Source organism: Micavibrio sp. TMED2, assembly GCA_002168225.1.
Classification (GTDB): domain Bacteria; phylum Pseudomonadota; class Alphaproteobacteria; order TMED2; family TMED2; genus TMED2.
Genome location: NHBH01000001.1, coordinates 83,331 through 107,777, shown reverse-complemented (window position 1 = coordinate 107,777; position 24,447 = coordinate 83,331). Strand labels below are relative to the sequence as shown.

Annotated in this window: 26 protein-coding genes; 18 read left to right on the top strand and 8 right to left on the bottom strand. The window is 61.0% G+C overall.

Going from position 1 to position 24,447, the window contains the following annotated elements:
* Positions 1–14 precede the first annotated feature (14 nt).
* From CBB62_00550 to CBB62_00535, 4 genes are all read left to right on the top strand, one after another.
* Entirely contained in the window at positions 15–308 is a 294-nt protein-coding gene (locus tag CBB62_00550) for a hypothetical protein (GenBank protein ID OUT40896.1), read from the top strand.
* A gap of 46 nt (positions 309–354) precedes the next feature.
* Positions 355–633, top strand: a complete 279-nt coding sequence (locus tag CBB62_00545) for a hypothetical protein (protein OUT40895.1) — start codon at positions 355–357, stop codon at positions 631–633.
* Between the two features lie 106 nt (positions 634–739).
* Positions 740–1,438, top strand: coding sequence for a hypothetical protein (locus tag CBB62_00540; GenBank protein ID OUT40894.1), 699 nt, complete (start codon positions 740–742; stop codon positions 1,436–1,438).
* Between the two features lie 113 nt (positions 1,439–1,551).
* The gene (locus tag CBB62_00535) at positions 1,552–1,977 is read left to right on the top strand and encodes a hypothetical protein (GenBank protein OUT40893.1); all 426 of its coding nucleotides are present in this window, start codon (positions 1,552–1,554) and stop codon (positions 1,975–1,977) included.
* A gap of 7 nt (positions 1,978–1,984) precedes the next feature.
* Here the strand turns inward: CBB62_00535 and CBB62_00530 are convergent, their stop codons facing one another.
* Positions 1,985–4,555 carry a hypothetical protein gene (locus CBB62_00530; GenBank protein OUT40892.1) on the bottom strand — a complete coding sequence of 857 codons (2,571 nt, stop codon included), beginning with the start codon at positions 4,553–4,555 and terminating at the stop codon, positions 1,985–1,987.
* A 148-nt stretch (positions 4,556–4,703) separates the two neighbouring features.
* Here CBB62_00530 and CBB62_00525 point away from each other — a divergent pair, with 148 nt between their 5' ends.
* Complete coding sequence (locus CBB62_00525) at positions 4,704–5,303, top strand: hypothetical protein (GenBank protein ID OUT40891.1); 600 nt, start codon at positions 4,704–4,706, stop codon at positions 5,301–5,303.
* A 1-nt stretch (position 5,304) separates the two neighbouring features.
* Here CBB62_00525 and CBB62_00520 read toward each other — a convergent pair whose 3' ends face one another.
* From CBB62_00520 to CBB62_00510, 3 genes are all read right to left on the bottom strand, one after another.
* The gene (locus CBB62_00520) at positions 5,305–5,862 is read right to left on the bottom strand and encodes an NUDIX hydrolase (GenBank protein ID OUT40890.1); all 558 of its coding nucleotides are present in this window, start codon (positions 5,860–5,862) and stop codon (positions 5,305–5,307) included.
* A gap of 85 nt (positions 5,863–5,947) precedes the next feature.
* Complete coding sequence (locus tag CBB62_00515) at positions 5,948–6,274, bottom strand: hypothetical protein (GenBank protein ID OUT40889.1); 327 nt, start codon at positions 6,272–6,274, stop codon at positions 5,948–5,950.
* 97 nt (positions 6,275–6,371) lie between these two features.
* A complete protein-coding gene (locus CBB62_00510; GenBank protein ID OUT42563.1) occupies positions 6,372–7,589 on the bottom strand; it encodes a sorbosone dehydrogenase in 1,218 nt (405 codons plus the stop codon).
* Positions 7,590–7,850: 261 nt separating this feature from the next.
* Here CBB62_00510 and CBB62_00505 point away from each other — a divergent pair, with 261 nt between their 5' ends.
* Entirely contained in the window at positions 7,851–8,972 is a 1,122-nt protein-coding gene (locus tag CBB62_00505) for a hypothetical protein (protein OUT40888.1), read from the top strand.
* 27 nt (positions 8,973–8,999) lie between these two features.
* On the opposite strand, the gene CBB62_00500 is transcribed toward CBB62_00505, so the two are convergent.
* From CBB62_00500 to CBB62_00490, 3 genes are all read right to left on the bottom strand, one after another.
* Positions 9,000–10,214: a phosphoglycerate kinase gene (locus CBB62_00500; GenBank protein OUT40887.1), complete on the bottom strand. Its 1,215-nt coding sequence runs from the start codon at positions 10,212–10,214 to the stop codon at positions 9,000–9,002.
* Between the two features lie 35 nt (positions 10,215–10,249).
* On the bottom strand, positions 10,250–10,915 hold the full coding sequence (locus CBB62_00495) for a hypothetical protein (GenBank protein OUT40886.1): 666 nt from the start codon (positions 10,913–10,915) through the stop codon (positions 10,250–10,252).
* A gap of 153 nt (positions 10,916–11,068) precedes the next feature.
* Entirely contained in the window at positions 11,069–12,079 is a 1,011-nt protein-coding gene (locus tag CBB62_00490) for a prolyl aminopeptidase (protein ID OUT40885.1), read from the bottom strand.
* Between the two features lie 106 nt (positions 12,080–12,185).
* Here CBB62_00490 and CBB62_00485 point away from each other — a divergent pair, with 106 nt between their 5' ends.
* On the top strand, positions 12,186–13,058 hold the full coding sequence (locus CBB62_00485) for a hypothetical protein (protein OUT40884.1): 873 nt from the start codon (positions 12,186–12,188) through the stop codon (positions 13,056–13,058).
* Here the strand turns inward: CBB62_00485 and CBB62_00480 are convergent.
* The gene (locus CBB62_00480; GenBank protein ID OUT40883.1) at positions 13,055–13,951 is read right to left on the bottom strand and encodes an RNA polymerase factor sigma-32; all 897 of its coding nucleotides are present in this window, start codon (positions 13,949–13,951) and stop codon (positions 13,055–13,057) included. The two genes, CBB62_00485 and CBB62_00480, sit on opposite strands and share 4 nt — an antisense overlap.
* 442 nt (positions 13,952–14,393) lie before the next feature.
* Between CBB62_00480 and CBB62_00475 the strand changes: the two genes are divergently transcribed.
* The 11 genes from CBB62_00475 (at position 14,394) to CBB62_00425 (ending at position 24,374) form a co-directional block, all read left to right on the top strand.
* On the top strand, positions 14,394–15,224 hold the full coding sequence (locus CBB62_00475; protein OUT40882.1) for a hypothetical protein: 831 nt from the start codon (positions 14,394–14,396) through the stop codon (positions 15,222–15,224).
* 50 nt (positions 15,225–15,274) lie between these two features.
* On the top strand, positions 15,275–15,520 hold the full coding sequence (locus CBB62_00470; GenBank protein ID OUT40881.1) for a hypothetical protein: 246 nt from the start codon (positions 15,275–15,277) through the stop codon (positions 15,518–15,520).
* A 222-nt stretch (positions 15,521–15,742) separates the two neighbouring features.
* Positions 15,743–16,312, top strand: a complete 570-nt coding sequence (locus tag CBB62_00465) for a hypothetical protein (protein ID OUT40880.1) — start codon at positions 15,743–15,745, stop codon at positions 16,310–16,312.
* Positions 16,309–18,207 carry a hypothetical protein gene (locus tag CBB62_00460; GenBank protein ID OUT40879.1) on the top strand — a complete coding sequence of 633 codons (1,899 nt, stop codon included), beginning with the start codon at positions 16,309–16,311 and terminating at the stop codon, positions 18,205–18,207. Before CBB62_00465 ends, CBB62_00460 begins: the two co-directional genes overlap by 4 nt.
* Positions 18,207–18,941 carry a hypothetical protein gene (locus CBB62_00455; protein OUT40878.1) on the top strand — a complete coding sequence of 245 codons (735 nt, stop codon included), beginning with the start codon at positions 18,207–18,209 and terminating at the stop codon, positions 18,939–18,941. The genes CBB62_00460 and CBB62_00455 overlap by 1 nt, the downstream gene beginning before the upstream one ends.
* Positions 18,942–18,991: 50 nt before the next feature.
* Positions 18,992–21,046, top strand: coding sequence for a hypothetical protein (locus CBB62_00450; protein ID OUT40877.1), 2,055 nt, complete (start codon positions 18,992–18,994; stop codon positions 21,044–21,046).
* A 47-nt stretch (positions 21,047–21,093) separates the two neighbouring features.
* Positions 21,094–21,453 carry a hypothetical protein gene (locus CBB62_00445; protein ID OUT40876.1) on the top strand — a complete coding sequence of 120 codons (360 nt, stop codon included), beginning with the start codon at positions 21,094–21,096 and terminating at the stop codon, positions 21,451–21,453.
* Positions 21,450–22,916 (top strand): hypothetical protein, encoded by a 1,467-nt coding sequence (locus CBB62_00440; protein OUT40875.1) that lies wholly within the window; start codon positions 21,450–21,452, stop codon positions 22,914–22,916. Before CBB62_00445 ends, CBB62_00440 begins: the two co-directional genes overlap by 4 nt.
* A gap of 17 nt (positions 22,917–22,933) precedes the next feature.
* Positions 22,934–23,254 (top strand): hypothetical protein, encoded by a 321-nt coding sequence (locus CBB62_00435; protein OUT42562.1) that lies wholly within the window; start codon positions 22,934–22,936, stop codon positions 23,252–23,254.
* A 4-nt stretch (positions 23,255–23,258) separates the two neighbouring features.
* The gene (locus CBB62_00430) at positions 23,259–23,777 is read left to right on the top strand and encodes a hydrolase (protein ID OUT40874.1); all 519 of its coding nucleotides are present in this window, start codon (positions 23,259–23,261) and stop codon (positions 23,775–23,777) included.
* A gap of 12 nt (positions 23,778–23,789) precedes the next feature.
* Positions 23,790–24,374, top strand: a complete 585-nt coding sequence (locus tag CBB62_00425) for a ribokinase (GenBank protein OUT40873.1) — start codon at positions 23,790–23,792, stop codon at positions 24,372–24,374.
* Positions 24,375–24,447 lie beyond the last annotated feature (73 nt).

Below are 24,447 nucleotides of genomic sequence, written 5' to 3'. Positions count from 1 at the left end.
GCGGGGAAAGTGAAATGCTTGATATCTTTGTTATTCTGGTCGTTGCGTCGAATTTTCTTACAGGCCCGCAGATGGAACATTGGGCAGGCGAACCCTCTGCCTTTACCTCGCTTGAGGCCTGTGAGACTGAACTGAACCGCCGGATCGCAATCGAGGTCGAGCGCTGGCCGGATGCACAGGAGGCGATCGACAAGAAGGCGGTGGTCTTCAACTGTGTCCGTCTTTCCGATGCCGATCTGGACTGGGCGCGCAAATACCCCTATCCCGGCGACATGCCGATGGAAGAGGGTGAAGAGAAGCAGGACTGATCAGAACATATCCTGATCGATAGAACCTTTACTGACTGGTACCGGCATGAAGAACATTGCCCTCGAGCTCGATGATGACGAGTACGAAGATCTGGAGGCGGCGGCGAAGATTGCCGAGCGCGACATTGATGATTTTATCCTTGAGGAAATCCTCTCGCTGGCCCGGATCATCAACCTGCACGGCAATCTGTCGGCGGTGAAGCTCGACCGGCACCGTCAGTCAAAAAACCGCGCTTTGCTCGATGCGGTGCGCCGGGCCGGTGAGGGCGATACCGCCATTCAGGACTGGGCGCGCGCCAATCCTGATCTGGATACAAAGGAATAGACGGCTGAATAAGCCGCTTTTGGTAAAATTTTTTGACTAAAAAATCTTGTGATTCAAACCCCGTCGGGTACTCTTGTTAAAGGGAACAAGGGATATGGGGTAATTTATGGTCGATCCCAAAGGGTTTGACGTTAGTGAAATAAGGTATGAAGAGCTCTCGAAAAAGCATGATCGCGAGGGTTTCTCATCTGGCAATGACCGGATCGACAACTGGCTGAAAAAGACCGCCAGACAATCCGCAACACGCGGTGACAGCATCACCTTCGTCGCGGTCCGGGACAATCCAGACCAATCGAAAACCAAACCGGAAATTCTCGGCTATGTGACCATGGTGCCGGGTGCCGAATACCGGGAAGGCAGCGCGCCTGCCGAGCTGCTCGGTGTTGAGGGCCGCGATGCCAAGGGTTTCCTCGTGGCCCAGATGGGTGTCGATGAGAAATATGCCGGCAAGGGGCTGGGCAGTGCCCTGCTCGCCTCGGCCATGCACCGCGCCAAGGGAATGGGTCAGCAGATCGACGGCATGACCATTGATCCGCAGGACAATCAGGGACATCTGCGCAAGCTCTATGGCAACGCGCAATTCGAGAGCAGCCCGACCGTGGATCAGGCCGACAAGGAAAGCTGGACCATGGCGATCAAGCGGGACGATATCGGCCCGGCGCTGGACAAGATGGCTGCCAAGCAGCATGTGGTCGATCTGGGAGGCTGGCGTGCCGCCCATCAGGCCAAAACCGCCGCGACGGCAGAGGTGACCCAGGAAGCAAAGACAGAGCAGGCCGGGCCAAGTATTGTCCGCAAACTTTAACCGGGATGCTATTTCTGTTGTGTTGTCTTTCGGATAGTATGGGTATCAACCAGATTGTCCCCGGTCACGGGTAAGGCTTTCGATACTCTCCCACCCCACGCATGAATAGCTGAATGAAAAAGCTGACCATCACATTATCGGATGAGGATCATCAGGCGCTTCAGGAAGCGGCTGAGCTTGCCGGTCGCAAGCCGGAGGAGTTCTTCGCCGAGGAGATGCTCGATCTCGCCCGCCGGATCCAGCTTCGTGGCTCGACCGCCGGTATCTCGCTTGCCGGTGATCGTGCCAAACAGCGCCGCTCGCTGATCGAACAGGTGCGCAAGGGCGGTGATGCCGATCATGCAGTGGCCGACTGGGCTGCTGGTCGGCCATTGGGCGGCGGCAATGCCGGGCAGATCCCGCAACTGCCGCTAATGTCCCTGCCATCAGGGCCGCGCAGTCTGGTTGACCTCAGTAACCGTGATGGCGATCGCCGCACCGCACCGCGTCGTGCCATCGGCGATCCACGCCCCACCGAAACCCGCAAACCGCCGCGCTGACCCGCGCCTATTCCTCGCCCCGGCGATCGGGGAGGAGGACGTCGCGTTTGCCCACATGGTTGGCGGCAGAGACCATGCCCTGTTTTTCCATATCCTCGATGATCCGCGCGGCACGGTTGTAGCCGATCTGCAAATGACGCTGGATAAAGCTGGTTGATGCCTTGCGCTCACGGGCGACGAGGTCAACCGCGCGGTCGAACAGCTCGTCACCGCTGTTGCCATCATCACCGCCGCTGCCCTCACCGATGGCGGCGGCGAGCATTTCACTGTCCTCGAAACCGCTGTCATCGGTAACCGCATCGATGTAATCAGCCGGGCCGAGCATCTTCAGATGCTTCACGATGGCCTCGACCTCTTCATCCTTGACGAACGGGCCATGGACCCGGTTGATCCGGCCACCGGCCGCCATGTAGAGCATATCGCCCATACCGAGCAGCTGTTCCGCACCCTGCTCGCCGAGGATGGTGCGGCTGTCGATCTTGGACGTGACCGCGAAGGAAATCCGGGTCGGGAAGTTCGCCTTGATGGTACCGGTGATCACGTCGACCGATGGGCGCTGGGTTGCCATGATCAGATGGATACCGGCGGCACGGGCCATCTGGGCCAGACGCTGGATCGCCGCCTCGATCTCCTTGCCTGCGACCAGCATCAGGTCGGCAAATTCGTCGACGATCACGACGATATAGGGCAGCTCGTCGAGGGCGATTGGTTCCTCTTCGATCACCGGTTTGCCGGTATCGGGGTCAAAGCCGGTCTGTACCTTGCGGGTCAGCACCTCGCCCTTCTTGCGGGCTTCGGTCACGCGCTGGTTATAGCCGTCGATATTGCGCACCGACAGCTTGGACATGGCGCGATAGCGGTCCTCCATCTCGCGCACCACCCATTTGAGCGCGACCACGGCTTTCTTCGGCTCGGTCACGACCGGGCAGAGCAGATGCGGAATATCGCCATAGATGGAGAGTTCCAGCATCTTCGGGTCGATCATGATGAAGCGGCACTGCTCCGGCGACAGCTTGTAGAGCAGGGACAGGATCATGGTGTTGACCGCGACCGACTTACCGGAACCGGTGGTACCGGCGACCAGCAGGTGCGGCATACGCGCGAGGTCGGCAATAACCGGCGCGCCGCCGATATCCTTGCCAAGCGCCAGTGGCAGCTTGCATTTGGTGCCCTGATAGCTGCGGTCGGCGAGGACTTCGTGCAGCCAGACGGTCTGGCGCGTCTCGTTCGGCAGCTCGATACCAATGGCGTTCTTGCCGGGCACCACCGCGACACGGGCGGAAATGGCCGACATGGAGCGGGCAATATCATCGGCGATGCCGATAACCCGCTGGGATTTGGTGCCGGGGGCCGGTTCCAGCTCATAGAGCGTGACCACCGGGCCGGGGCGTACCTTCTGGATCTCGCCCTTCACACTGAAATCGGCGAGCACACCTTCAAGCAGACCGGCATTGGCCTGCAGCGCATCCTCGGTCGGCTGGTCGGCGAGTTCCTCAGCGGTCGGGGCATAGAGCAGGGACAGCGACGGTTCCTCATAATCGCTGTTACTGTTGTTGCCGCTGTTGCCACTGCCTTTCAGGCCAAGGCTCGGCTGGGCGGTCTGACGTGCTTTTGCCTGACGTTTGGGCGCTTCATTGGCGTCGATTTCGATAGCGGCAGGCTTCTTGCCGGGCAGGTCGAGCCGTGGGCCGCGCGGGCTGGTGGCTGCCGGTTCCTCAACCATGTCCTCATCGTGGTCGATATCCATGCAGGTGTCGGCATCGGCATCGTCCTGCGCTTCCGCGTCTGCCTCGTCGCGGTCCGGGCGGCGGAAGCGGCTGATGATACCGGCACCGGCACTGCCGATACCGCCAAGAACCGGCTGCAGATAGGCCAGATGATGATGGCGGAAGCCGAGCAGACCGACAAAGCCGACAACACCGATCAGGGTCATGAGGATGGCAAGGCCGGTAAGACCGTAGCCACCGAGCAGGCCATTGACAAATGGTGCGATACTGGCGGCGACAACCTGCCATGGTGCGCCCAGTGACAGGCTGCGCGAGGAGATCAGCTCAGCCGGTTCCATGAGCGCCACGCCAATCGCGGTCAGCAGTGCCAGCACGGTAAACAGCGGCAGCACCAGCGCCATGCGTGACGGGGTCTCCGGCTTGCGGCGGATATGGCGGAAACCGGCAACGATAATGCCGAGGCCGACCATCCAGCTCGCCGCTGCACCCAGCCACTGCATCGCCAGATCGGCAATCAGGGCACCGAAGCCGCCGAGCCAGTTCTGGATTGCCAGCGCGGCATTGCCATTATCGCTGACTGAAGTGTTGATCGACGGGTCATTGGGATTGTAGCTGAACAGTGCCAATACCAGCGCCAGGCCGAACAGCATGATCACCAGCCCCTGAACCCAGACGCCGAGGCGTTTCAGATGCGCCACCAATGCCGGTGGCAACAGCGGAAGGCGGGGTTCATCAATGGTTGCCCGATTGCGGACTGAAAACTGCACCATGGCGTCAATATCACTCTCGACAGAACGACCGGATAATCTCTTTTTGCGAGGCCACAGTATAGGCCGATTTGGCAAGCCCATGCGCGCAGATTTCGTATCAGCGGTAAAACCGGTCCCGCGATGATGCCTATTGGCCAATTATTTGAATTTTTGCGGTTACTGAAAATGCAATAGCAAAAACTAATATTTTCGCCTGAAACATGGCGCAACTGGTGGTACGATTTCAGTCATGGGAAGTGCATTGATCATTGATCTGGCCGCCCATCGACGCCTGCAACGTGTCGCTGCGGTTGGGCCATCGGGTGCCGCTCTCCGATCCGGAACGGAACGGCTCGACGCGGCACGGGTCTGGTCGAGCGTGATGCGGCAGAGCCTGCATAATCCGCTCGATTTCATGGCCGCCACCCAGATGGGTGAGGATATAACCCATAATGACGAACTGACCCGTGCCTTGCACAAGCTGGTCGCCGGTGATGAACAGGCGGCGGGGATTGCGACGGACCTCGTCACCAACCTGTCACTGGTTACCGGTTTCGAGGATGTGGATGCCGTACCCTATCTGCAGTTGCTGCAGGTATCGGTGACGGCGAGCCGCCTCTGGTATCTCCATGATTGGGTTTGCAAGGGCGATCTGGTCAGTCTGATCGGCTGGCTTGAGGGCGTGTTCTGGGGGCTGGTGCAGCCGGAAGAGTTGGAGCTTGCCTCACGTATCGGCAGCAGCCGGACCGAGGAGATACTGGCCGAGTTGCGGATCATCAATCCGCGTTTCGGCATGGTTGATGCCAAACAGCTGGTACGCCAGGGCGATCTTGCCCGCTCGCGGAGATGAGTTACAGCCCGTGCTGCATATTGGTGGCCGGGGCAATAATGTCCTTGCCGATGGCATCCTGATAATGCTGCAGGGCCCATGAGACCGTTGGGAAGGCAAGGTCTTCCCACGGTATGTCATCCCAGTCGAACAGCCTGACCTCCTGACTTTCCGGGCCGGGGGCAATGTCCGGATCGGTCAGTGTGGCGCGATAGATCAGCTGTACCTGACTGACATGGGCGATGCTGTAGATCGCCAGCAGGTCTTGCGTTTCAATTCTGGCGCGGGCTTCCTCCCATGCCTCACGCGCCGCACCGGCATCCGGTGTTTCGCCCAGCTCCATATAGCCAGCGGGCAGGGTCCAGTAACCGATCCGCGGTGCAATCGCGCGTTTGCACAACAGGATTTTATCCTGCCAGGTGGTGACGGATCCGACCACGATCTTGGGGTTTTCGTAATAGATGAAGCCGCAATCGTCACAGACCAGACGCTCAAGCTCGTCGCCATCGGGCACCCGGCGGTTGACGGGGCCTTGCGCAGCTTTACCTGTTGCTGGTCGGGTATCGGGTGTGTCGGTCATGATGATCCATCAATAGACCAGAACAGGTCCATGACCAATAGCCGTGAGCCGTGGCGTACAGTCATCCACTCGGGTATTTCGGGTATCAGATCACCACATTGACGAAGGTGCCGCGCGGAACAACCCGGTTTTCGGCGAGCAGTGCCTGAATGACTGATTCATCTGAATCATTGTATAGCCGCTCAGGGCGGAACTGGGTCTCGCTCTGGTCCCGTTTGGCGCGGGCATTAGGGCGATCGTCATTCTTGACCTCGCCGACGGCAATATCGAGCAGCCGTTTGACGGGTGCAGCAGGGCCGGTAAAGTTTGAGGCCTCACCACGCACATCACCGGTACGACCGCTGTTCGGACCGCTGGGTGTTACGCCCTGTCCGGTAGCTGCGACCTGATTTTGCGATGGTTGTACAACCATGACCGTTTTGATCCCGATGGTTTTTCAGTGACTTTTCTGTCGTTATCTAACCCTTAATATAACGCGTTCGGGGCCAGATTCCCATGATTTGTCAGTATTATTCTCCAGTATAGCGGATCTGCCAGATTTCCCCGCCGGTATCATCGGAAACCAGCAGGCTGCCGTCAGTGGCTACGGCAATGCCGGTTGGGCGGCCCCAGACCCGTGCGCGCTGGTCGCCCGACTGCCACCAGCCGCTGGCGAAGGTTTCATAGCTGCCGGTCGGCTGCCCGCCGGAGAACGGCACAAACACCACCTTGTAACCGGTCGGCGTTGCCTTGTTCCATGACCCGCGTAGGGTCACAAAGGCCCCGCCCTGATAGCGGTCAGGAAACTGGTCGCCAGTGTAGAAGGTAAGGCCGATCGGTGCCGAATGGGCCTCGAACATCAGGTCGGGAATTTTGCTGGCGGCGACCAGATCAGGCCGTTTCTCAGCAAAGCCGGGTTGCGGATTCGATCCGCTATAGGCATAGGGCCAGCCGTAGAAGTCATCCTGCGCCACCCCGGTCAGGTAGTCGGGCACCAGCCCGTCGCCGAGGCCATCGCGTTCATTGACCACGGTAAACAACCGGTCACTGCCCGGATAGAAGGCAATGCCGACCGGATTGCGCAGGCCGCTGGCGAAGGTCTGCTGGCCGCTGCCATCAGCATTGAACTGCTGGATCGTGGCGCGGGGCACCGGTTCCTCACCGATATTGCCTGCCGAGCCGATGGAGACATAGAAATGCTCGCCATCCGGGGCAAAAACCACATTCCTGGTCCAGTGGCCATTTTCCGGGCCAAGGGCACCGCGCTCGGTTATCGCTACTGGTCGACTGATGCGGGGTGACCCGTCAATCATCGGCAGACGCCAGACATTGCGCATATCGGCGATATAGAGGTCGCCGTCATGGAAGGTCAGCCCATGGGGGCGGTGCAGCCCGGTGGCGATTTCGGCCTTCCGGTCGGCCCGGCCATCACCGTCGCTATCCCGCAGGACGATGACCCGCCCGGCGCGGCTTTCGGCAACATAGACATCGCCGCTCTCCCCGACCGCCAGATACCGCGGGTTGTTCAGGCCAGTGGCGAAACTGATCGCCTCAAACCCCTCCGGCACCGCCAGCGTCGCGCGCAGGGGCCGGTCGATTTTCAGCGGTGAATTGCTGACACTCGGGCTGGCATAGGGGGCGGGCAGATCATTGGGCGTTATCCGATGGACGCTGCCCGGTCTTTGCGCCTCACGGGCGGATTGCGCCAGTGCTGCAGATGGCAGTATCAGGCAAATAATGGCAGCCATGATGATTGCGTGCGGGAATATGCGGTCTTTTGCCATATGTCGTGCCATCTCATTGATTTTTTTGGGCATTGGCACCAACATAGTGCCTGAGGTGGGGAATCCTAGATTTTTAACTGATATATTCTGAATACTTGTATCTGCAACCAATCTCGGAGTAGGTATCCCTGCCTTTTTTGGTTAGGATGTGCCGGGTCGTTATTCGGCGATCATCATATTGCATTATGCTAGGCTGGCCCTGCCTGCCTCTACGGGTTGAGTTACATGCAAGTTCTTCGCGAGTTTCAGTTGCTGCACGAGATGGCGCGTGACCGGACGGTCGAGGGCCGTCTGAAACTCCTGAAAAGCTGTTCCGACTTGCTGGATAAGACGCTCAATGATGCTGAGCGTGAGCTGATCGCCGATATTCTGGTCTCGCTGCTGGATCAGGTGGATTTGCCTGAACGTCAGTCACTGGCCGGTCGCATTGCCGCCAATTCCGTCGCCCCCCATCGTCTGGTTGTGGCGCTGGCCCATGACAAGATCGATGTGGCGCGTCCGATCCTGTCTCTAAGCAAACGCCTGACCGATCAGGACCTGATCTATGTGATCGAGCATCGCTCGACCGACCACCGCAAGATCATTGCCCGGCGGCCCGATCTGACCACTGCCATTGCCTCCGCCATTGTCGATACCGGTGATGCCGATGCGGTGGCGAGCCTGCTGTACAACCCGCAGATACAGATTCCGGAGAAGCTGCTGACCAAGGCTGCTGATCTGGCCAAGGATCAACCGATTGTACAGCGCCCGCTGCTGCAGCGGCAGGAAGTGCCGCCGGACCTCGCGCTTGATCTCTACTGGTGGGTGTCGAGCGAGCTGCGCAACCATATCCATCGCCGGTTCGAGATACCGGATGAGGTGCTCGACCGGGCACTTGAGCAGACCTTTACCGAGATTTCCAAGCGTCGGAACGGGGCCAATACCGTTGATCTCGACGATCTCGCCAAGCGGTTGTCGGAAACTGGCAAACTGTCGCCGGGCATGCTGATCATGACCCTGCGCAACTACAATCTGACCGCCTTTACCGCGCTGTTCATGCAGCTGACCGGGCTCAATCATGATGCGGTGACGGCACTGATCAACCATGAGAGTGCCCGCAACATGGCGATTGCCAGCAAGGCAACTTCGCTCGATCGGGAATCCTTCTCCACCATCCTGATGCTGACCCGTTCTTCACGGTCCGGGGAGAATCTCAGCAATCCCAAGGAACTGGCCAATGCGCTTGAGTTCTATGAGATGCTGAAACCGGAAACGGCAAAGCATATCCTGGCCAACTGGCAGCAGGACCCAAGCTTCCTCATGGGTGGATCAAATCCGGTGGCGGAAGCCGCCCGCGGGCATCACTGATTATTGTAATTGCCGTGGCAGGCCGGTTCAGGCCGCGTCCTGCAGCGCCTTGACGCCAGGCAGTTCCTTGCCCTCGAGCCATTCGAGGAACGCACCACCTGCAGCCGAGACATAGGAAATGTCGTCCTCGATCCCGGCATGGGCGAGGGCGGCAACCGTATCGCCGCCACCGGCAACGCTGAGGATGCTGCCATCCTTGGTCAGGGCGGCGACGGTCTTGCCGACCCCGATGGTGCCCTGATCGAACGGTTCCATCTCGAACGCGCCCATCGGACCGTTCCAGACCACGGTTTTGCAGCCTTTGATGGCCTCGCTGATCTCGGCAATGCTGTCCGGGCCAATATCGAGCATCATCAGACCGTCGCCGATATTGTCGCTCGGACCGGTTGTGGTTTCCGGGTTGGCGGCGAACTCGGCTGACATGATGCCATCGCTCGGCAGCAGGATGCGGCAGCCGCTGGCCTCTGCAGCCTTTTCCACCTCACGGGCGGCATCCAGCTTGTCCGGCTCATACAGCGAGGCGCCGACGCTGCCGCCACGGGCGGCCACGAAGGTATTGGCCATACCGCCGCCGAGTACGAGAATATCCACCTTGGTCACCAGATTGGCGAGCAGGTCGAGCTTGGTCGAAACCTTGGCCCCGCCAACCAGCGCCAGCACCGGACGTTTCGGCTCTTCCAATGCTTTGGCGAGCGCGATCAGCTCGGCAGCCATCAGGCGACCGGCATAGGCTGGCAGGCGCTGGGCAAGGGCGGTGGTTGAGGCATGGGCGCGGTGGGCGGCGGAGAAGGCGTCATTGACATAGATGTCGCCGAGGGCGGCCAGTTGGTTGGCAAAGCCATCATCATTGTCGGTCTCGCCCGCATGGAAACGCAGGTTCTCCAGCACGATGATGTCGCCAGCCGCCATGTCGGCAATTGCCTGTTCGGCAGCGCTGCCAATGCAATCAGTGGCAAAGCCGACCGGACGGTTCATGGTCTTGCCGAGGGCTTCGGCAACCGGGCGCAGGCTCTGCTCGGGATCAACCTTGCCCTTGGGGCGACCGAAATGCGACATGACCACGACCTTGGCACCGGCACTGGCCAGTTCGCTCAGGGTCGGTGCTAGGCGGGTCAGGCGGGTGGCATCGGTGACCGCGCCATCCTTCATCGGGACGTTCAGGTCACCGCGCACGAGTACGGTCTTGCCGGCGAGGCCATGAGTATAGGCCAGCAGGTCATCAAGGGTTTTGAAGGCTGTCATAATTGATCCGCTGCCACTCTTGTGGTGGCTTCAGCTTAGAAGATTGATCCGTCGAGCGGGATGTTCAGATAGAACGTAACATGTTCGGTGCCGGGATTGCGATCACCGATGCTGGCATTCGACATGTGGTGCAGGGCGAGACCGGCCTGAACCTTGTTGTCGAAGCGATAGGCCAGCTCGATACCGGAGCGGAATTCGATTGCATGGCCGAGATCACGCCCGTCGCCGCCATCGGTATAGAGACCGACCGCGGTGTTCGGCATGATGATGAAATGATCGTCGATCACAAACTCAAGACCGAAACCGACATAGCCATAGGCGCTGCTGTCGGCACCGACATAACCGCCGACAAAGGGTGCGACACCGAAGTCGAAGCCGTCATTGTCGGTATAGCTCAGATAGCGGTGGCCCGGACGGTATTCGATGTTGAACAGGACGGTTTCCTCACCATCTGCTTCCGCCAGAACCGGGGAATTGCCATAGGCGATACCGAAGGCGAGTTGATCAACGCCGCTGGTGGAGCGGACGGTTTCGAAACCGCTGCTGTCGGCAATCTGTACCGGTTCCAGCTCGATGCCGATCAGGTCATCTTCTGCGTGGGCGACGGGTTGAACGGCAGCAATCATCATGATGATGCCGAGGGCGGTCGTCAGGGGGCGGGCACCCAGACCATTGAAAATGTTGCGAAAAATCTGTGTCATGATGCCGAGCCGGTAGTCTGGTCAGGTGATGGATGCCATCGCCTGAGATGTTGTTGCCGTCGTATCCTGCTGTTGCAGAACGTTATTTCAGTGCAAGCTCATACAGTGACAAACCGCTAATGTGAAGCATCAACCGCCCTGAGAGCGATTTTCTTATAATGATTTGAACATTTCGGTTGCGGCGACAAGTGACGCGCGTATCCCCGGCTCCATGGCCGAGTGGCCGGCATCGGGCACGATGGTGAACAGGGCTTCCGGCCATGCCTCATGCAACGCATGGGCCGTGACAGGCGGGCAGATCACATCATAGCGGCCCTGAATGATATGGCTCGGGATATGCCGGATTCTGTCGACTCCTTTGAGCAGGGCATCTTCCGGCTCGAACAGGTTGTGCAGGAAATAATGCGCCTCGATCCGGGCAAGGCCGAGGGCATGGGCCTCATCAATCAGGCTGAGGGCTGCATCATCGGCTGGCAGCAGGGTCGAACACACGCTCTCATATTTGCTCCATGCGCGGGCGGCGGGCAGCCAGATGCGCCGGTCGCTATCGGTCAGGCGGCGGTAATAGGACCCGAGAATATCCGCCCGCTCATCGACCGGCAGAAATCCGGTGAATTCCTGCCAGTGCTCGGGGAAAATTGCGCGCATGCCGTTGAGGAACCAGTCAATTTCCCCGCGGGTCATCAGGAAGATACCGCGCAGGACCAGACTGATCACCTGATCCGCATGGGCCTGGGCATAGGCAAGGGCCAGCGTCGATCCCCATGATCCACCGAATACATGCCAGCGGTCGATATGCAGGCGTTTGCGCAGAGCTTCGATATCGGCGACCAGATCGGCGGGCGTGTTGTCGAGCAGCTCGCCGAGCGGGCGCGATCGGCCGGAGCCGCGCTGGTCAAAGATGATGATGCGGTAATGTTCGGGATCAAAGAACCGGCGGTGATTGGGTGAGGCACCGGCCCCCGGCCCGCCATGCAGGAATACCACCGGCACGCCGTCGGGATTGCCGGACTGTTCCCAGTAAATCCGGTGCCGGGTGACATCGGGTGTTTTCTGGCCATCACCGGCGGTTTCGGTATAGAGATCACGGCCAACATCAAGGAACCCGGTTTCATAGGGTTCAATCGGCGGAAACAAATCGGGTTTTATCCGGTCGCGGGGCACGGGTGTGGCTGTACTCTTGAATTCTGTAAATGACTGTTGATTCTAGGCTAGGCCGGATTGCACATACAAGGCCAAAGGCTTTCACCCGACCGGGAATTTAACGCGCATGACATCATCCCATCCATGGCATAACCGCCGCAGTTTCATGAGCGCGGCACTGGCAGCCGGGGTTATGGCAGGGCCGGGTATTACAGGCTCAGGTATCGCGAGGGCTCAGGACATGTCGGGTAATCAGGAAGCTGCGGTCGGCATGGTCGAGCCGCCGGAAGACCTGCAGATCGTCGGTGAGGCCGAGGTGATCAAGGTCATCGACGGCGATACGGTCCGGTTGAGCACCGGACAGGAAGTTCGCCTCGTCGGCATTCAGGCGCCGAAGCTCAGCCTCGGGCGCAGGGAGGTGGCGGACTGGCCCTATGGCAATCAGTCACGCGAGGCGCTGCTCTTTGACCTGATCAATCGCAATGTGCGCTATGGCCATGCGGGTAATCTGATGGACCGGCACGGGCGCGGGCTGGCGCATCTGGTGCGCGACGATGGCAACTGGGTACAGGGCTGGATGATCGCCAATGGCCATGCCCGGGTGTACAGCTTTCCCGACAACCGGCTGTTTGTCCGTCGTTTGCAGGAGCTGGAGATTGCCGCGCGGGCAGCGCGTCGCGGGTTATGGGCGCTCAACCTCTATGCCATCCGTCAGGCAACGGACAAATCCATCAAACCCTATTCGTTTTTCCATCTGATCGAGGGGCAGGTGCAGGCCACGGGTGATGCGCGGGGCTGGCGCTACCTCAATTTCGGGCCGGATTGGAAAACCGATTTCACCGTTGCCATCAAGGCCGACGACCAGCGCCGTTTCAGGGATGAATGGCCGGATTGGGAAACGCTGGTCAACCGTCAGGTGCGGGTGCGCGGCTGGGTCTATTACCACAACGGTCCGGCCATCGATGTGACCCATCCGGAGCAGATCGAGGTGATCGGCTAGCTGGCACCGTTTTCCAGCAGCAGGTCGGTATGCCGGTTCACATGCTGTTCGATGGAGGCGCGGATTTTCAGCATGGCACGATGTTCGAGCTGACGCACACGTTCCTTGCTGACCCCCAGCTCGGTGCCGAGCTGTTCCAGCGTCGCGCCATTATCGACGAGGCGGCGCTTGCGGATGATCCGCCGCTCGCGCTCCGAGAGGTCGCTCAATGCCTTGGCCAGCCAGCGGGAGCGGGTCTCGGCATCGCGCAGGCCGATCACCACGGTTTCCGGGCTGGACCGGTCATCGGACAGGAAATCCTGCCACTGATCGTCACCGCTCTCACCGACCGGCGCGTTCAGTGACTGGTCATTGCCGGACAGGCGCTGTTCCATATCCTGCACATCTTTCAGTGAGACGCCGAGCTCATCGGCGACCATCTCGCGCCCGGCATCGGTCAGCCCGTCGGTCGCCATGGCCTTCTCGATCTTCGAGCGCAGGCGACGCAGGTTGAAGAACAGTGATTTCTGGGCGGCGGTGGTACCGGTGCGGACAATCGACCAGTTGCGCAGGACATAATCCTGCATGGCCGAGCGGATCCACCATGTTGCATAGGTGGAGAACCGGACCTCGCGGTCAGGCTCGAACCGTTCCGCCGCTTGCATCAGCCCGACATTGCCTTCCTGGATCAGATCGCCGAGGGGCAGACCGTAATTGCGGAACTTGGAAGCGGTTGCGACCACCAGCCGGGTGTAGGAGCGGACAAATTCATGCAGCGCGTCCTCGTCATGCTCGTCGCGCCATTTGCGCGCCAGCATTTGTTCATGATCGCGGCTGAGCAGCGGCTCACTCATCGACGCCTTGATATAGGCGAGGTTGGCACGCTGGGTCTGGGGGTCATCGAGATGGGCCATGGGGGTACGTCCTACTCGCTGTAAAATTCTGCGCTTACGATCAATTAACGCGTGATTGTGCTAAAAGTTACGTAGCGATCCGGGGATTTGGATCACCAATTCGTGATTTATCCGAGGCAGGGGTAATATTCTGCTTGACGTATTGGAATATAATCCTATTATTTGCTCATCAACTCCCGAATTGTGCCCGGTTCAGATAGTGACCGGGTCATGGTTCCGGCGGCTCCTTCCTCCCTTGCTGCAATCCTGTCCTGATCCGTTCGGCGGCCCGTGTTTTCCGGATATACCGCTATTCTCATGGATCGCATCGGGTTGCCGGATAAAGGTCGAGCCTCGTCCGTAATTGCTGGCGGCGTCATGCCATAACCTGTGGATCGGACCACATCCCGGTGCGGGGATTACCCTGCACAATCATCAAAATTAGGAATGAGGTCTTAAATCAATGGTCACAACCATCGATCAGGCGTTCGTGCGTCAATTCGAACGCGAAGTTCATGCCGGTTATCAGCGCATGGGCTCGAAACTGCGCCAGACAGTTCGCAGCAAAGGCAATGTGGAAGGGGCGAGCACCGTCTTCCAGAAGGTCGGCAAGGGCATCGCCGCCACCAAGGCCCGCAACGGGCAGGTGCCGGTCATGGATCTCGCCCATGACAACGAGACCTGTTACCTCGAAGACTTCTACGCCGGTGACTGGATCGACAAGCTCGACGAACTGAAAACCAATATCGACGAGCGGCAGGTGATTGCCAATGCCGGTGCCTATGCCCTCGGTCGCAAGACCGATGAGCTGATCATCCGCGAACTCGACAAATCCACCAATTATGCCGGCGGCAACACCACCGGTCTCGATCTGGAAAAGGTACTCGAAGCCTTCGAGGCGCTGGGTGACAAGGACGTGCCCGATGACGGCCAGCGCTTTGCCATTGTCGGCTGGAAGCAATGGACTGAGCTGCTCGCGGTCAAGGAATTCGCCAGTGCCGATTATGTCGGTGCCGAGGATCTGCCGTTCCGGGGCACACAGGCCAAACGCTGGCTCGGTACCACCTGGATTCCGCATTCCGGGCTGACCCTGACCAGCGGCGATGTCCGCCTCTGTCACTGGTATCACAAATCCGCCATCGGCCATGCCGCCGGGTCGGATGTGGAAACCGATATCAGCTGGCACGGCGATCGCGCCGCCCATTTCGTCAACAACATGATGAGCCAGGGCGCGATCATTATCGATCCCGAAGGCATCGTCACCATGCGTTGCGACGAAAGCCCGGCTGAATAACCGCCAACACGTAACCCCTCTATCACATCCATAATCCAAGGAGACTGACGATGGCCCTCGAAGCCACCGATTGCAGCGTGCTGGCCTATTCCAACGGCTTCACGCTCTGGCACTACACAACCACCGACGCCAGTGTCACCAGCAATGACTACTTCAACAATGCGTCACCGATGATGAAGGTTGGTGATCTGATCATCGCCAATATCGATACCGATGGCACGCCGTCTACGGACCTGCTCTCGGTCACCGATATCACCGATGGCGATGTCACCGTGGCCAGCCTGCTGTCGTCATAAGCCGACGGCAACCAACCAACCCGATACCACCGGCGATATGCCCGCCCGCGCTATCCCCTCATAGCCCGGTTCCCTCGTCGCCGGTGGTGATCGGCTGACCGCCAACAGCCGATCCCTGCCGCCCGCGACAGCACTCATGCGCCTCCTCCCGCTGCCGACTGCTGTCGCGGGCATCCGGCGGGCACGTCCTTGTTTCCAACCTTTCAGTCAGGAGTACCCCACATGGCGCTTTCCGCCGTCGATATTGCCAGCCGTGCGCTGATGCGCCTTGGTGCCGCCTCAATCAACGGTTTCGATGATGGCTCGACCGAGGCCGCCCTCGCCGGGACGCTCTATGCCACTGCCCGTGATGCGCTGTTATCTGCCCATCCATGGAGTTTCGCGACGGCGCAATCGGCGCTCTCGCTCCTGACCGATCAGCCGATGGCGGATTTTGCCCATGCGTTTCAGCTGCCGGGTGATTTCCTGCGCGGTCTCAGCGCCGGTCAGGCCGGACGCGGGCGCGGCCTGCGCTATCGCATCACCGGTCAGCAGTTGCACAGCGATGCCGAGACCCTGACCCTGACCTATATCTTCCGCCCGGATGAGGCGGCGATCCCGCCATTCTTCGATCAGGCGCTGATTGCCCGGCTGGCTGCCGAACTGTGTATCCCGATCACTGAAAGTTCGAGCCGGGCCGACCTGATGTTCCGCCTTGCCGAGGATGAATTCCGGCGGGCCAAATCCATCGACGCCCAGCAGGACACACCAACCCGGTTCGAGGATTTCAGCCTGATAAAGGCACGCCGATGACCCGGATCACCCAGACCAAAACCAACTTCACCTCCGGCGAGGTCAGCCCGGACCTGCACGGTCGCGGTGATCTGCGCGCCTATGAGAACGGTGCCAGCAATCTGACCAATCTGTTCATCCACCCGACCGGTGGCGTCACTCGCCGCGCCGGTCTCTATCACCTCGCGCCGGTTGCCGGGGCCGGGCGGCTGGTGCCGTTCGAGTTCAATACCGAACAGGCCTATCTGCTGGTCTTCACCGATCGCCTCGTCACCATCTTCCGCGACGGGGTCGAGCGCGCCAGTATCGATACGCCGTGGACCACGGCATTGCTCGGCCAGATCGCCTGGACCCAGAGCGCGGATACGCTGCTGATCTGTCACCCGGATATCGAGCCGCGGGTGATCCTGCGGCAGGGCGATACCGACTGGTCGATCGAGACATGGCCATTTGTGGTCGAGGATGATGCCGAACGCGCACCTTTCTACCGCTATGCCGGGCCGGATGTGACCCTGACCCCGTCGGCCACCACGGGGAGTGTCACCCTGACCGCTTCCGCCGATATCTTCGTACCCGACCATGAGGGCGCACGGTTCCGCATTACCGGCAAGCAGGTCGAAATTACCGCCGTGGTCAGTGCCACCGAGGCGACCGCGCTGGTGCATGAGGAACTGGCCGGCACAGATGCCACAAAGAGCTGGTCCGAGGCCGCCTTCTCCGATGCGCGTGGCTGGCCGATTGCGGCGGCGTTCCATCAGGACCGACTGGTGATCGGCGGGTCTAAATCCCTGCCGAACCGGCTGTGGCTGTCGAAAAGTGGCGATATCTGGAACTTCGATCTGGGCGATGGTCTGGATGATGAAGCCATCGAGTTTGCCATCCTGTCAGATCAGGTGAATGCGATCCGGGCGCTGTTCTCCGGTCGTCACCTGCAGGTCTTTACCTCTGGTGGTGAGTGGATGGTGACCGGTGATCCGCTGACCCCGACCACGCTGCAGATCCGGCGCCAGACCCGGGTGGGCAGCGCCACCGACCGCTGGGTCTCACCGGTCGATGTGGATGGTGCCACCCTGTTTGCCGCCCGCAATGGCCGGGAGATACGGGAGTTTCTCTATACCGATATCGAGCAGGCCTATCAGTCCAATGATCTGGCGCTGGTTTCCCGTCATCTGGTCAACCAGCCATCCTCGCTGGTGTTTGATCAGCGTCGCCGCCTGCTGTTCTGCGCCATGGCCGATGGATCGCTGGCAGCACTCACGGTCTACCGTTCGGAACAGGTGGCAGCATGGACCCGGCAGGCGACCAGCGGCAAGGTGCTGTCGGTGGCAGTGGTCGGCGATGATGTCTTTGTCCTGACCGAACGTGACGGTGCCCATGCCATTGAGATGTTCGATGATACGGTGTCGAGCGATGCCGCCCTGACCGGCACCGACAGCACGCCGCGCGCCACATGGTCGGGCCTCGATCACCTCACCGGACAGTCGGTGGTGGTCAAGGCCGATGATGTGGTGCTGCCTGCCATCACGGTCAGCGAGGGCCAGATTACCATTGATCCGCCCGCGACTGCGATCGAGGTCGGGCTGCCCTTTACCCATGTGATCGAACCCCTGCCGCCGAGTGCCATGACCAATGTCGGTGCCGGGCGGGCCTATCGGGTGGTGGAGGCAACCTACCGTCTGCAATCAACCCGGAGCCTGCGGGTCGATCTCGGTCAGGGCCTGCGCGAGGTGCCGTTGCGTGATCTCGACCCCGGTGCCGTACTCGGCGAATTGCCGCCGCCGGTATCGGGCGATGTGCGGGTTCGCGCCCATGGCTGGCGGCGGGATTTCTCAATCCCGCCCTGGCGTATCGAGCAGTCGGCACCGCTGCCGTTCACACTGCTTTCCGTTTCCCTCGAGATAAAGGTGAATAACTGATGGGTTCGCTCGTTTCCGCCGCAGACATCATCCCGACCGTAACCACCGGCGTCGGTCTCTATCAGGACATCCGACAGCAGGAGCAGGAGAATGCCTATCAGCAGGCGCGCTACCAGCAACAGCAGCAACAGGCGGACCTCGCCTATCAGCAGGCATTGCAGCAACGCGAATGGGAGTTGCAGCGCCGCGCGCTGGAGGAACAGTACCGCCAGCAGGAACTGGCTCAGCAGCAGGCGCGGCAACAGCAGGAATACCAGTTCGCGCTCCAGCAACAGCAATGGGAGCTGGAGCAGCGCGCCTATGAGGAACGCCTGCGCGACTGGGAACTGAACCGCCTCGCGCTGGAACAGCAGAACAGCTACGACGCGCTGGTCGCGCAGCAGGACCTCGGTTTCTCGCAGGCCCAGCAGGAATTGGCCCAGCAGCAGGCCGAATGGCAGCAGAGCAGTGCGATGGCCGAGGAAGAGCGCCGCAATGATCTACGCCGGGCGCTGGCGAGCCAGCGGGTCAGCCTTGGCGCGCGCGGTGTCGATACCGCCAGCGGCTCCGGGCAGGCGGTCTTGCGCGGGCTGATCGAGGAGAGTGAGAGCGAGGGCGAAACCCGCCGCCGTACCGATGCGATCCGTGAGGCCGGGCTGACCCAGGACCTCGCCAATTTGCGCCAGAACAACCTGCTTGAACGCACCCGTCTGGCCGAGGCCCAGCGCTTCCAGCTGCTGACCTATCTCGGCTGATCCATCGCCGTCACCCGCGTCATTCCTTCACCCATAGTCAGAGCAAATCCATGTCCGACAGCCATATCAAGCTGAGCGGTGTCTCGCCGCGCATCCAGTATGCCGCCGATGGTATCCAGACCAGCTTCACCTATCCTTTCGCCATCTTTGAGGCCGCCGACCTGTCTGTGGCGCTCAACGGTGCGCCGCAGGTCACCGGCTTTACCGTCACCGGTGCCGGGAACAGCAATGGCGGCACGGTGGTATTCGATGCGGTGCCGGACGGGGGGACGCTGGTGACCCTTGAACGACGCCTGCCGATTGCCCGGGTCACGGATTTTCAGGAGGGCGGAGACTTCGCCGCCCGGACCCTGAATAACGAGCTTGATTACCTGACGGCCTGTATCCAGCAGGTCGATGCCGGGGCGAAACGGGCGCTGAGCTATGACAGCACCGACAGCCCGGCATCGAGCGCCCTGCCGGGTCGCGAACAGCGTGCGGGCAAGCTGCTCGGTTTCGACAGTGGCGGCAATCCGGCGATCTATGACCCCGCAGTTGGCGGCGAGGGTGGCAGCGGGGGTGGTGCGCCCGAAACCGTTACCGCCGATGGTGCCGGTGCCGTGTCCCGCGATCTGACCGACAAGCTCAAGGACTGGGTTTCGGCGCGCGATTTCGGGGCCAAGGGCGACGGCGTGACCAACGACACGCTGGCGATACAGGCGGCACTCGCCAGCCACAAATCGGTGCTGCTGCCTGCCGGTACTTACATCATCACCTCGACCATCGAGGTCAGCGACAATCGCGGTCTGTTCGGCATGGGGCAGGGCACGATCATCAAGGCCACCACCAACAGCTTCCCGCTGATCGAGATGCCGGGCAATTACGCCACCGTCGCCGATCTGCAGCTTGATGGCGGGTCGGCGGGTATCGTGATGCGGGGCCGGGTCAGCCCCTGCGTGCAGAATGCCGTGCGCGATGTGACGATCTGGAACGCCACAGATGGCCTCGTCCTCGATGGCTATACCGACAGTGGCAAGCCCTGCTACTGGAACAATTTCGCCCGTGTGCTGGTGGTCCGGCATGGCCGTCACGGCATCCACCTGCTCAAATCCGGTGCCGGTGATACGCCCAATGCCAACCGGTTCAGCCAGTGCCGGGTCTATGCCCTCGGGGCCGGATCGACCGGCTACGGCCTCTATCTGGAGGCCGGGCGGTTCAACAACAGCTTCACCGATTTCGAGGTCAATCTGGGACCAGAGGGGGCGGGCTGTATCCGCATTGGTGCCGATACCGACAAGACGCTGCTGGTGAATTGCTATACCGAGGCATCGGGCGGTCTCTCGAACATCATCCTCGATGACGGGTCGGTGGAGACCTCTATCGTCAACCTGCTATCGGCCAGTGACGGTGCGGCGATCGAGGATCACAGTGGCGGCGAATACACCGCCTATAACGCCGGCTACCCGGACAAGAACCGCATCGGCAAGACCCGGATTACCGATCTCACCACCGAATTGCTGCGCTTTGATACCGAGTTCCGGGAGTTTGCCGACAGCGCTACGTTCGATGTCGATCTGAGCACCTCAATGTATCTGGTCAGTGCCTTCAACGGCGAGGTGACGGCGCGGCTGCCCGCTGCCGTCGATGCCAATGGCGCGGTGGTGACGATCAAGAAAACCGATGCCTCGCCCAACCAGATCGTTATCAGCGAACTCGGCGGTCCCGGCCCCGATGGCCGGGTGCTGCGTCTCGGTGCCCGTTATGATTACGCGACGGTGGTGTCGAACGGTGCCGACTGGTGGGTCATTGCCCATAACAATATGGCGGCTAATGCCGATTTCCATGGCGATCCCGGTGTCTTTACCCCGGACCTGACCCGCCGCCTCTATCTGGTTGATGCCTATAGCGGCGATGTGGAGGTGCGCCTACCCGCGCCCTCGGCGATCTCTGCCGTTGGGCGGCTTGTCACCATCAAGCGCAATGACAATTCCGGCAATGACCTGACGGTGACCAAGGAAGGTGGCAGCGGGCCGGACAATCAGGTGATCAGCCTGACCGGCAAGGGCCATGCGCTCACCGTCATGTCGAACGGTGCCGGGTGGCAGATCATCAGCCAGCACAGCTGATCACGATTTCAAAACAGAACAGACAGACGGGATACGGGACTTCGTTTATGCGGAACAGCGTTCTTCTTGCGGCACGTCAGGAATTGCTCGCGGCCCTGCCGCAGGCGATCCAGCGCGCGCTGGAATCATATACGGATTTTGCCAGCAATCCGGGTGATGATGCGGCGGGTGATGCCAAATCCTATGCCGCCCATCATGCCGGGCTGAAAGCGGCGATCTCGCATCTCGAGGCACTGCTGAAACTCGGTCGGTTGGTCATGGCCGAGGATCAGGCGGATCAGGATCGGATCGATGACGGTGCCGATACCCTGCCGAGCCTGATCGAGAAGGCACAGGCGACATTGCAGGTGCTGGATCAGGACAGTCCGCCGGTTACCGATGCTGATAGCGGCAACTACGCCACATGATCCCGCTCGACCTGTTCATCGCCACCTGGAACGAGGTACAGGCGCAGCAGACACCGGCCATTCACCGCGATATTGCTCGCTGGCTCAACGAGCGTCTGGTTCAGGGCGACCGCCGCTTGCTGATCATGGCATTCCGTGGCTGCGGCAAGTCCACGCTCACCGGCCTCTATTGCGCATGGCGGCTGGCGCTCGACAACAATCTGCGCATCCTCGTGCTGTCGGCGGATGAGGCGCTGGCCGGCAAGATGGTGCGCAATATCCGCCGGGTAATCGAACGCCACCCCCTGACCGCCGACCTGATGCCGGTGGGATCGCGCGATCAATGGGCCAATGACCGGTTCACCATCCGCCGCGAACTGGAATTGCGCGACCCCTCGGTCATGGCGCGCGGAATCGAGGCCAATATCACCGGCAGCCGGGCCGATCTGGTTATCTGCGACGATGTGGAGGTACCCAACACGGCGGCGACGGCAGAACAGCGCGAACGTCTGCGCGAGCGGCTGGCGGAAATCGACTTCGTGCTGACGCCCGGCGGTACCCAGCTCTATCTTGGCACGCCGCATCACCGGGACAGCCTCTATACCGATGCCGGTGAGGACGGGTTTCTGGCCCGGTTCAAGCGGCTGGTGCGTCCGATTGTGACCGCTGAGGGCAACAGCGTCTGGCCCGAGCGGTTCCCGGCAGCGGCGATTGAGGCATTGCGGCGCAAGGCCGGTCCGGCACGGTTTGCCGCGCAGATGCTGCTGCGACCGCTGACCATTGAGGCCGGACACCTGAACCCGGCGCAGCTCAAACGCTACGACACCGAACTGGCCTATCAGGAAGCCCATGGCCGCCCGGTTCTGCGGCTCGGTGAACAGCGGCTGGTGTCGGCTGCCTGCTGGTGGGACCCGGCCTTCGGTCAGGCGGTATCCGATGATCTGTTGCGCACACGGGCCAAACGTGACCGCAGCGTGGTCGCCTGTGTCTTTACCGGCGAGGACGGTCATTACTGGCTGCACCGTATCCGCTATCTGACCATTGCGCCGGGTGACCAGACCGATGAGGCGACCCAGCAATGCCGACAGGTGGCGGGCTTCCTAGCCGACCATCACTTGCCCGCCGTATATCTGGAGATCAACGGCATCGGGCGGTTCCTGCCCGGCTTGTTGCGACAGGTTTTACGCGAACAGGGGATCGAGGCTGCCGTGGTGGAGGTTTCCAGCCGCAAGCCGAAGGATCAGCGGATCATGGAGGCCTTCGACGCCGTGCTCGCCGCCGGTGCCCTCTCGGCCCATGGGCAGGTGCTGGCCAGCCCGTTCATGGATGAACTGACCGACTGGCGACCGGGCATCACCGGCCCGGCCCGCGATGACGGTCTCGACGCCGTTGCCGGATGCCTGTCGGTGGAACCGGTCCGCTTCATCCGTCCGACCCGCAAGACCAAACCAACCCGCCCGCGCCCCGACTGGCAGGGCGGTTAGTGCCGGAGTACCTGACCATGACTTTTTCCGATGACCTGATCTGGTGGATCACCATTGTCGAACTACCCGCCCTGACGGCGCTGGCGGTGCTGATCTGGCGCAACCGTCTGGATGCACACCGGGCCAATAGCGACACCGCCGACCGGGCCAAGAACATGCTCGACGAACTGCGTGCCGAACTGGCCGGGTTCAAGTTTGATGTGGCCCGATCCTATGCCTCGGTGGCGCTGCTGAAGGATACCGAAAAGCGCCTGACCCACCACCTGCTGCGGATCGAGGCCAAGCTCGACAGCAGTGTGTTCCAGCGTGCCGAAGACAACCTGCAACTGAAAGGCTGAGCCGATGATTACCAAACCAAGACTGGTGCCCGTTGATGGTGCCGCATCCCCTCCCGAAACCGCTGATGTCGCGCCTGCATCGGATGTTCATGTCAGCCACGCGGTCGATACCCTTGCGCGCACTCTCTGGGGGGAGGCGCGGGGCGAGGGCAGGCTCGGCATGGCGGCGGTGGCAGCGGTGATCATGAACCGCGTGGCGGTGGCCCGGCAGCATGGCAACCGTTTCTGGTGGGGCCATGATGTCACCAGCGTCTGTCGCAAGCCGTGGCAGTTCTCCTGTTGGAACGAGGATGATCCGAACCGGGCGAAACTGGCGGCGGTGACCGCGGATGATCCGGCCTTCGATACGGCGCTGCAGATTGCCCGGCAGGCGGTGAACGGCATGCTGCGCGATCTGACCGCACCACCCGATGCGCTCGGCGCCACCCATTACCACGCGCAGGGCATCACGCCGGGCTGGGCGGTTGGTCAGCGCCCGATAGCCGCCATCGGTCGGCACCTGTTCTACCGGCTTGCGGCGTAGGGGAATGTGGTCATGATCCCGGCAATACTGGCGCAACTCGGCATTCCCCTGCTCATCAAGCTCGTGGGTGAGGGCTTGCGCAAACTCGATAACCCGATAGCTGACGGGGCCGCCGATGCCCTGTCACAGGTGGATGACGCGATCACCGCTGGCAAGATCACGCCCGAACGGGTGGCCGAGGCCAACCGCCATACCGAGCGCATGGCGCAGATTGCAGCGGATGAATACCGCACCACCATCGCCGAGGTGAATGCCAGCCTGCGGACCGAGGTTGCCTCTGGTGATGCCTATGTTCGCCGTATGCGGCCAACCTTTGGCTATGTGATGGCGCTGACATGGGCCGGGCAGATGGGCGCGATCGCCTATGTCATCGTCACCGATCCGGGCAAGGCCGGTGCGGTAATCGCCGCCATGGCGTCACTGGGCACGATCTGGACGGTCGGCCTCTCGGTGCTTGGCATCTATGTCTATAAACGTAGTCAGGAAAAGCAGACGCTGGTTAGCGACAGCACGGGTTTTGCCACCGGCACCGACCTGCTCAACCGCCTGTTCCGCGCCGACAGCGCGCCGATACCGGGGCGCAAACCCGGCTCCTGATGACAGTTTAAAAATCACCTATGCACAGGAAATGCCCGCCCCGTGGTCTTGCGACATCCGGTTGACCATCGTA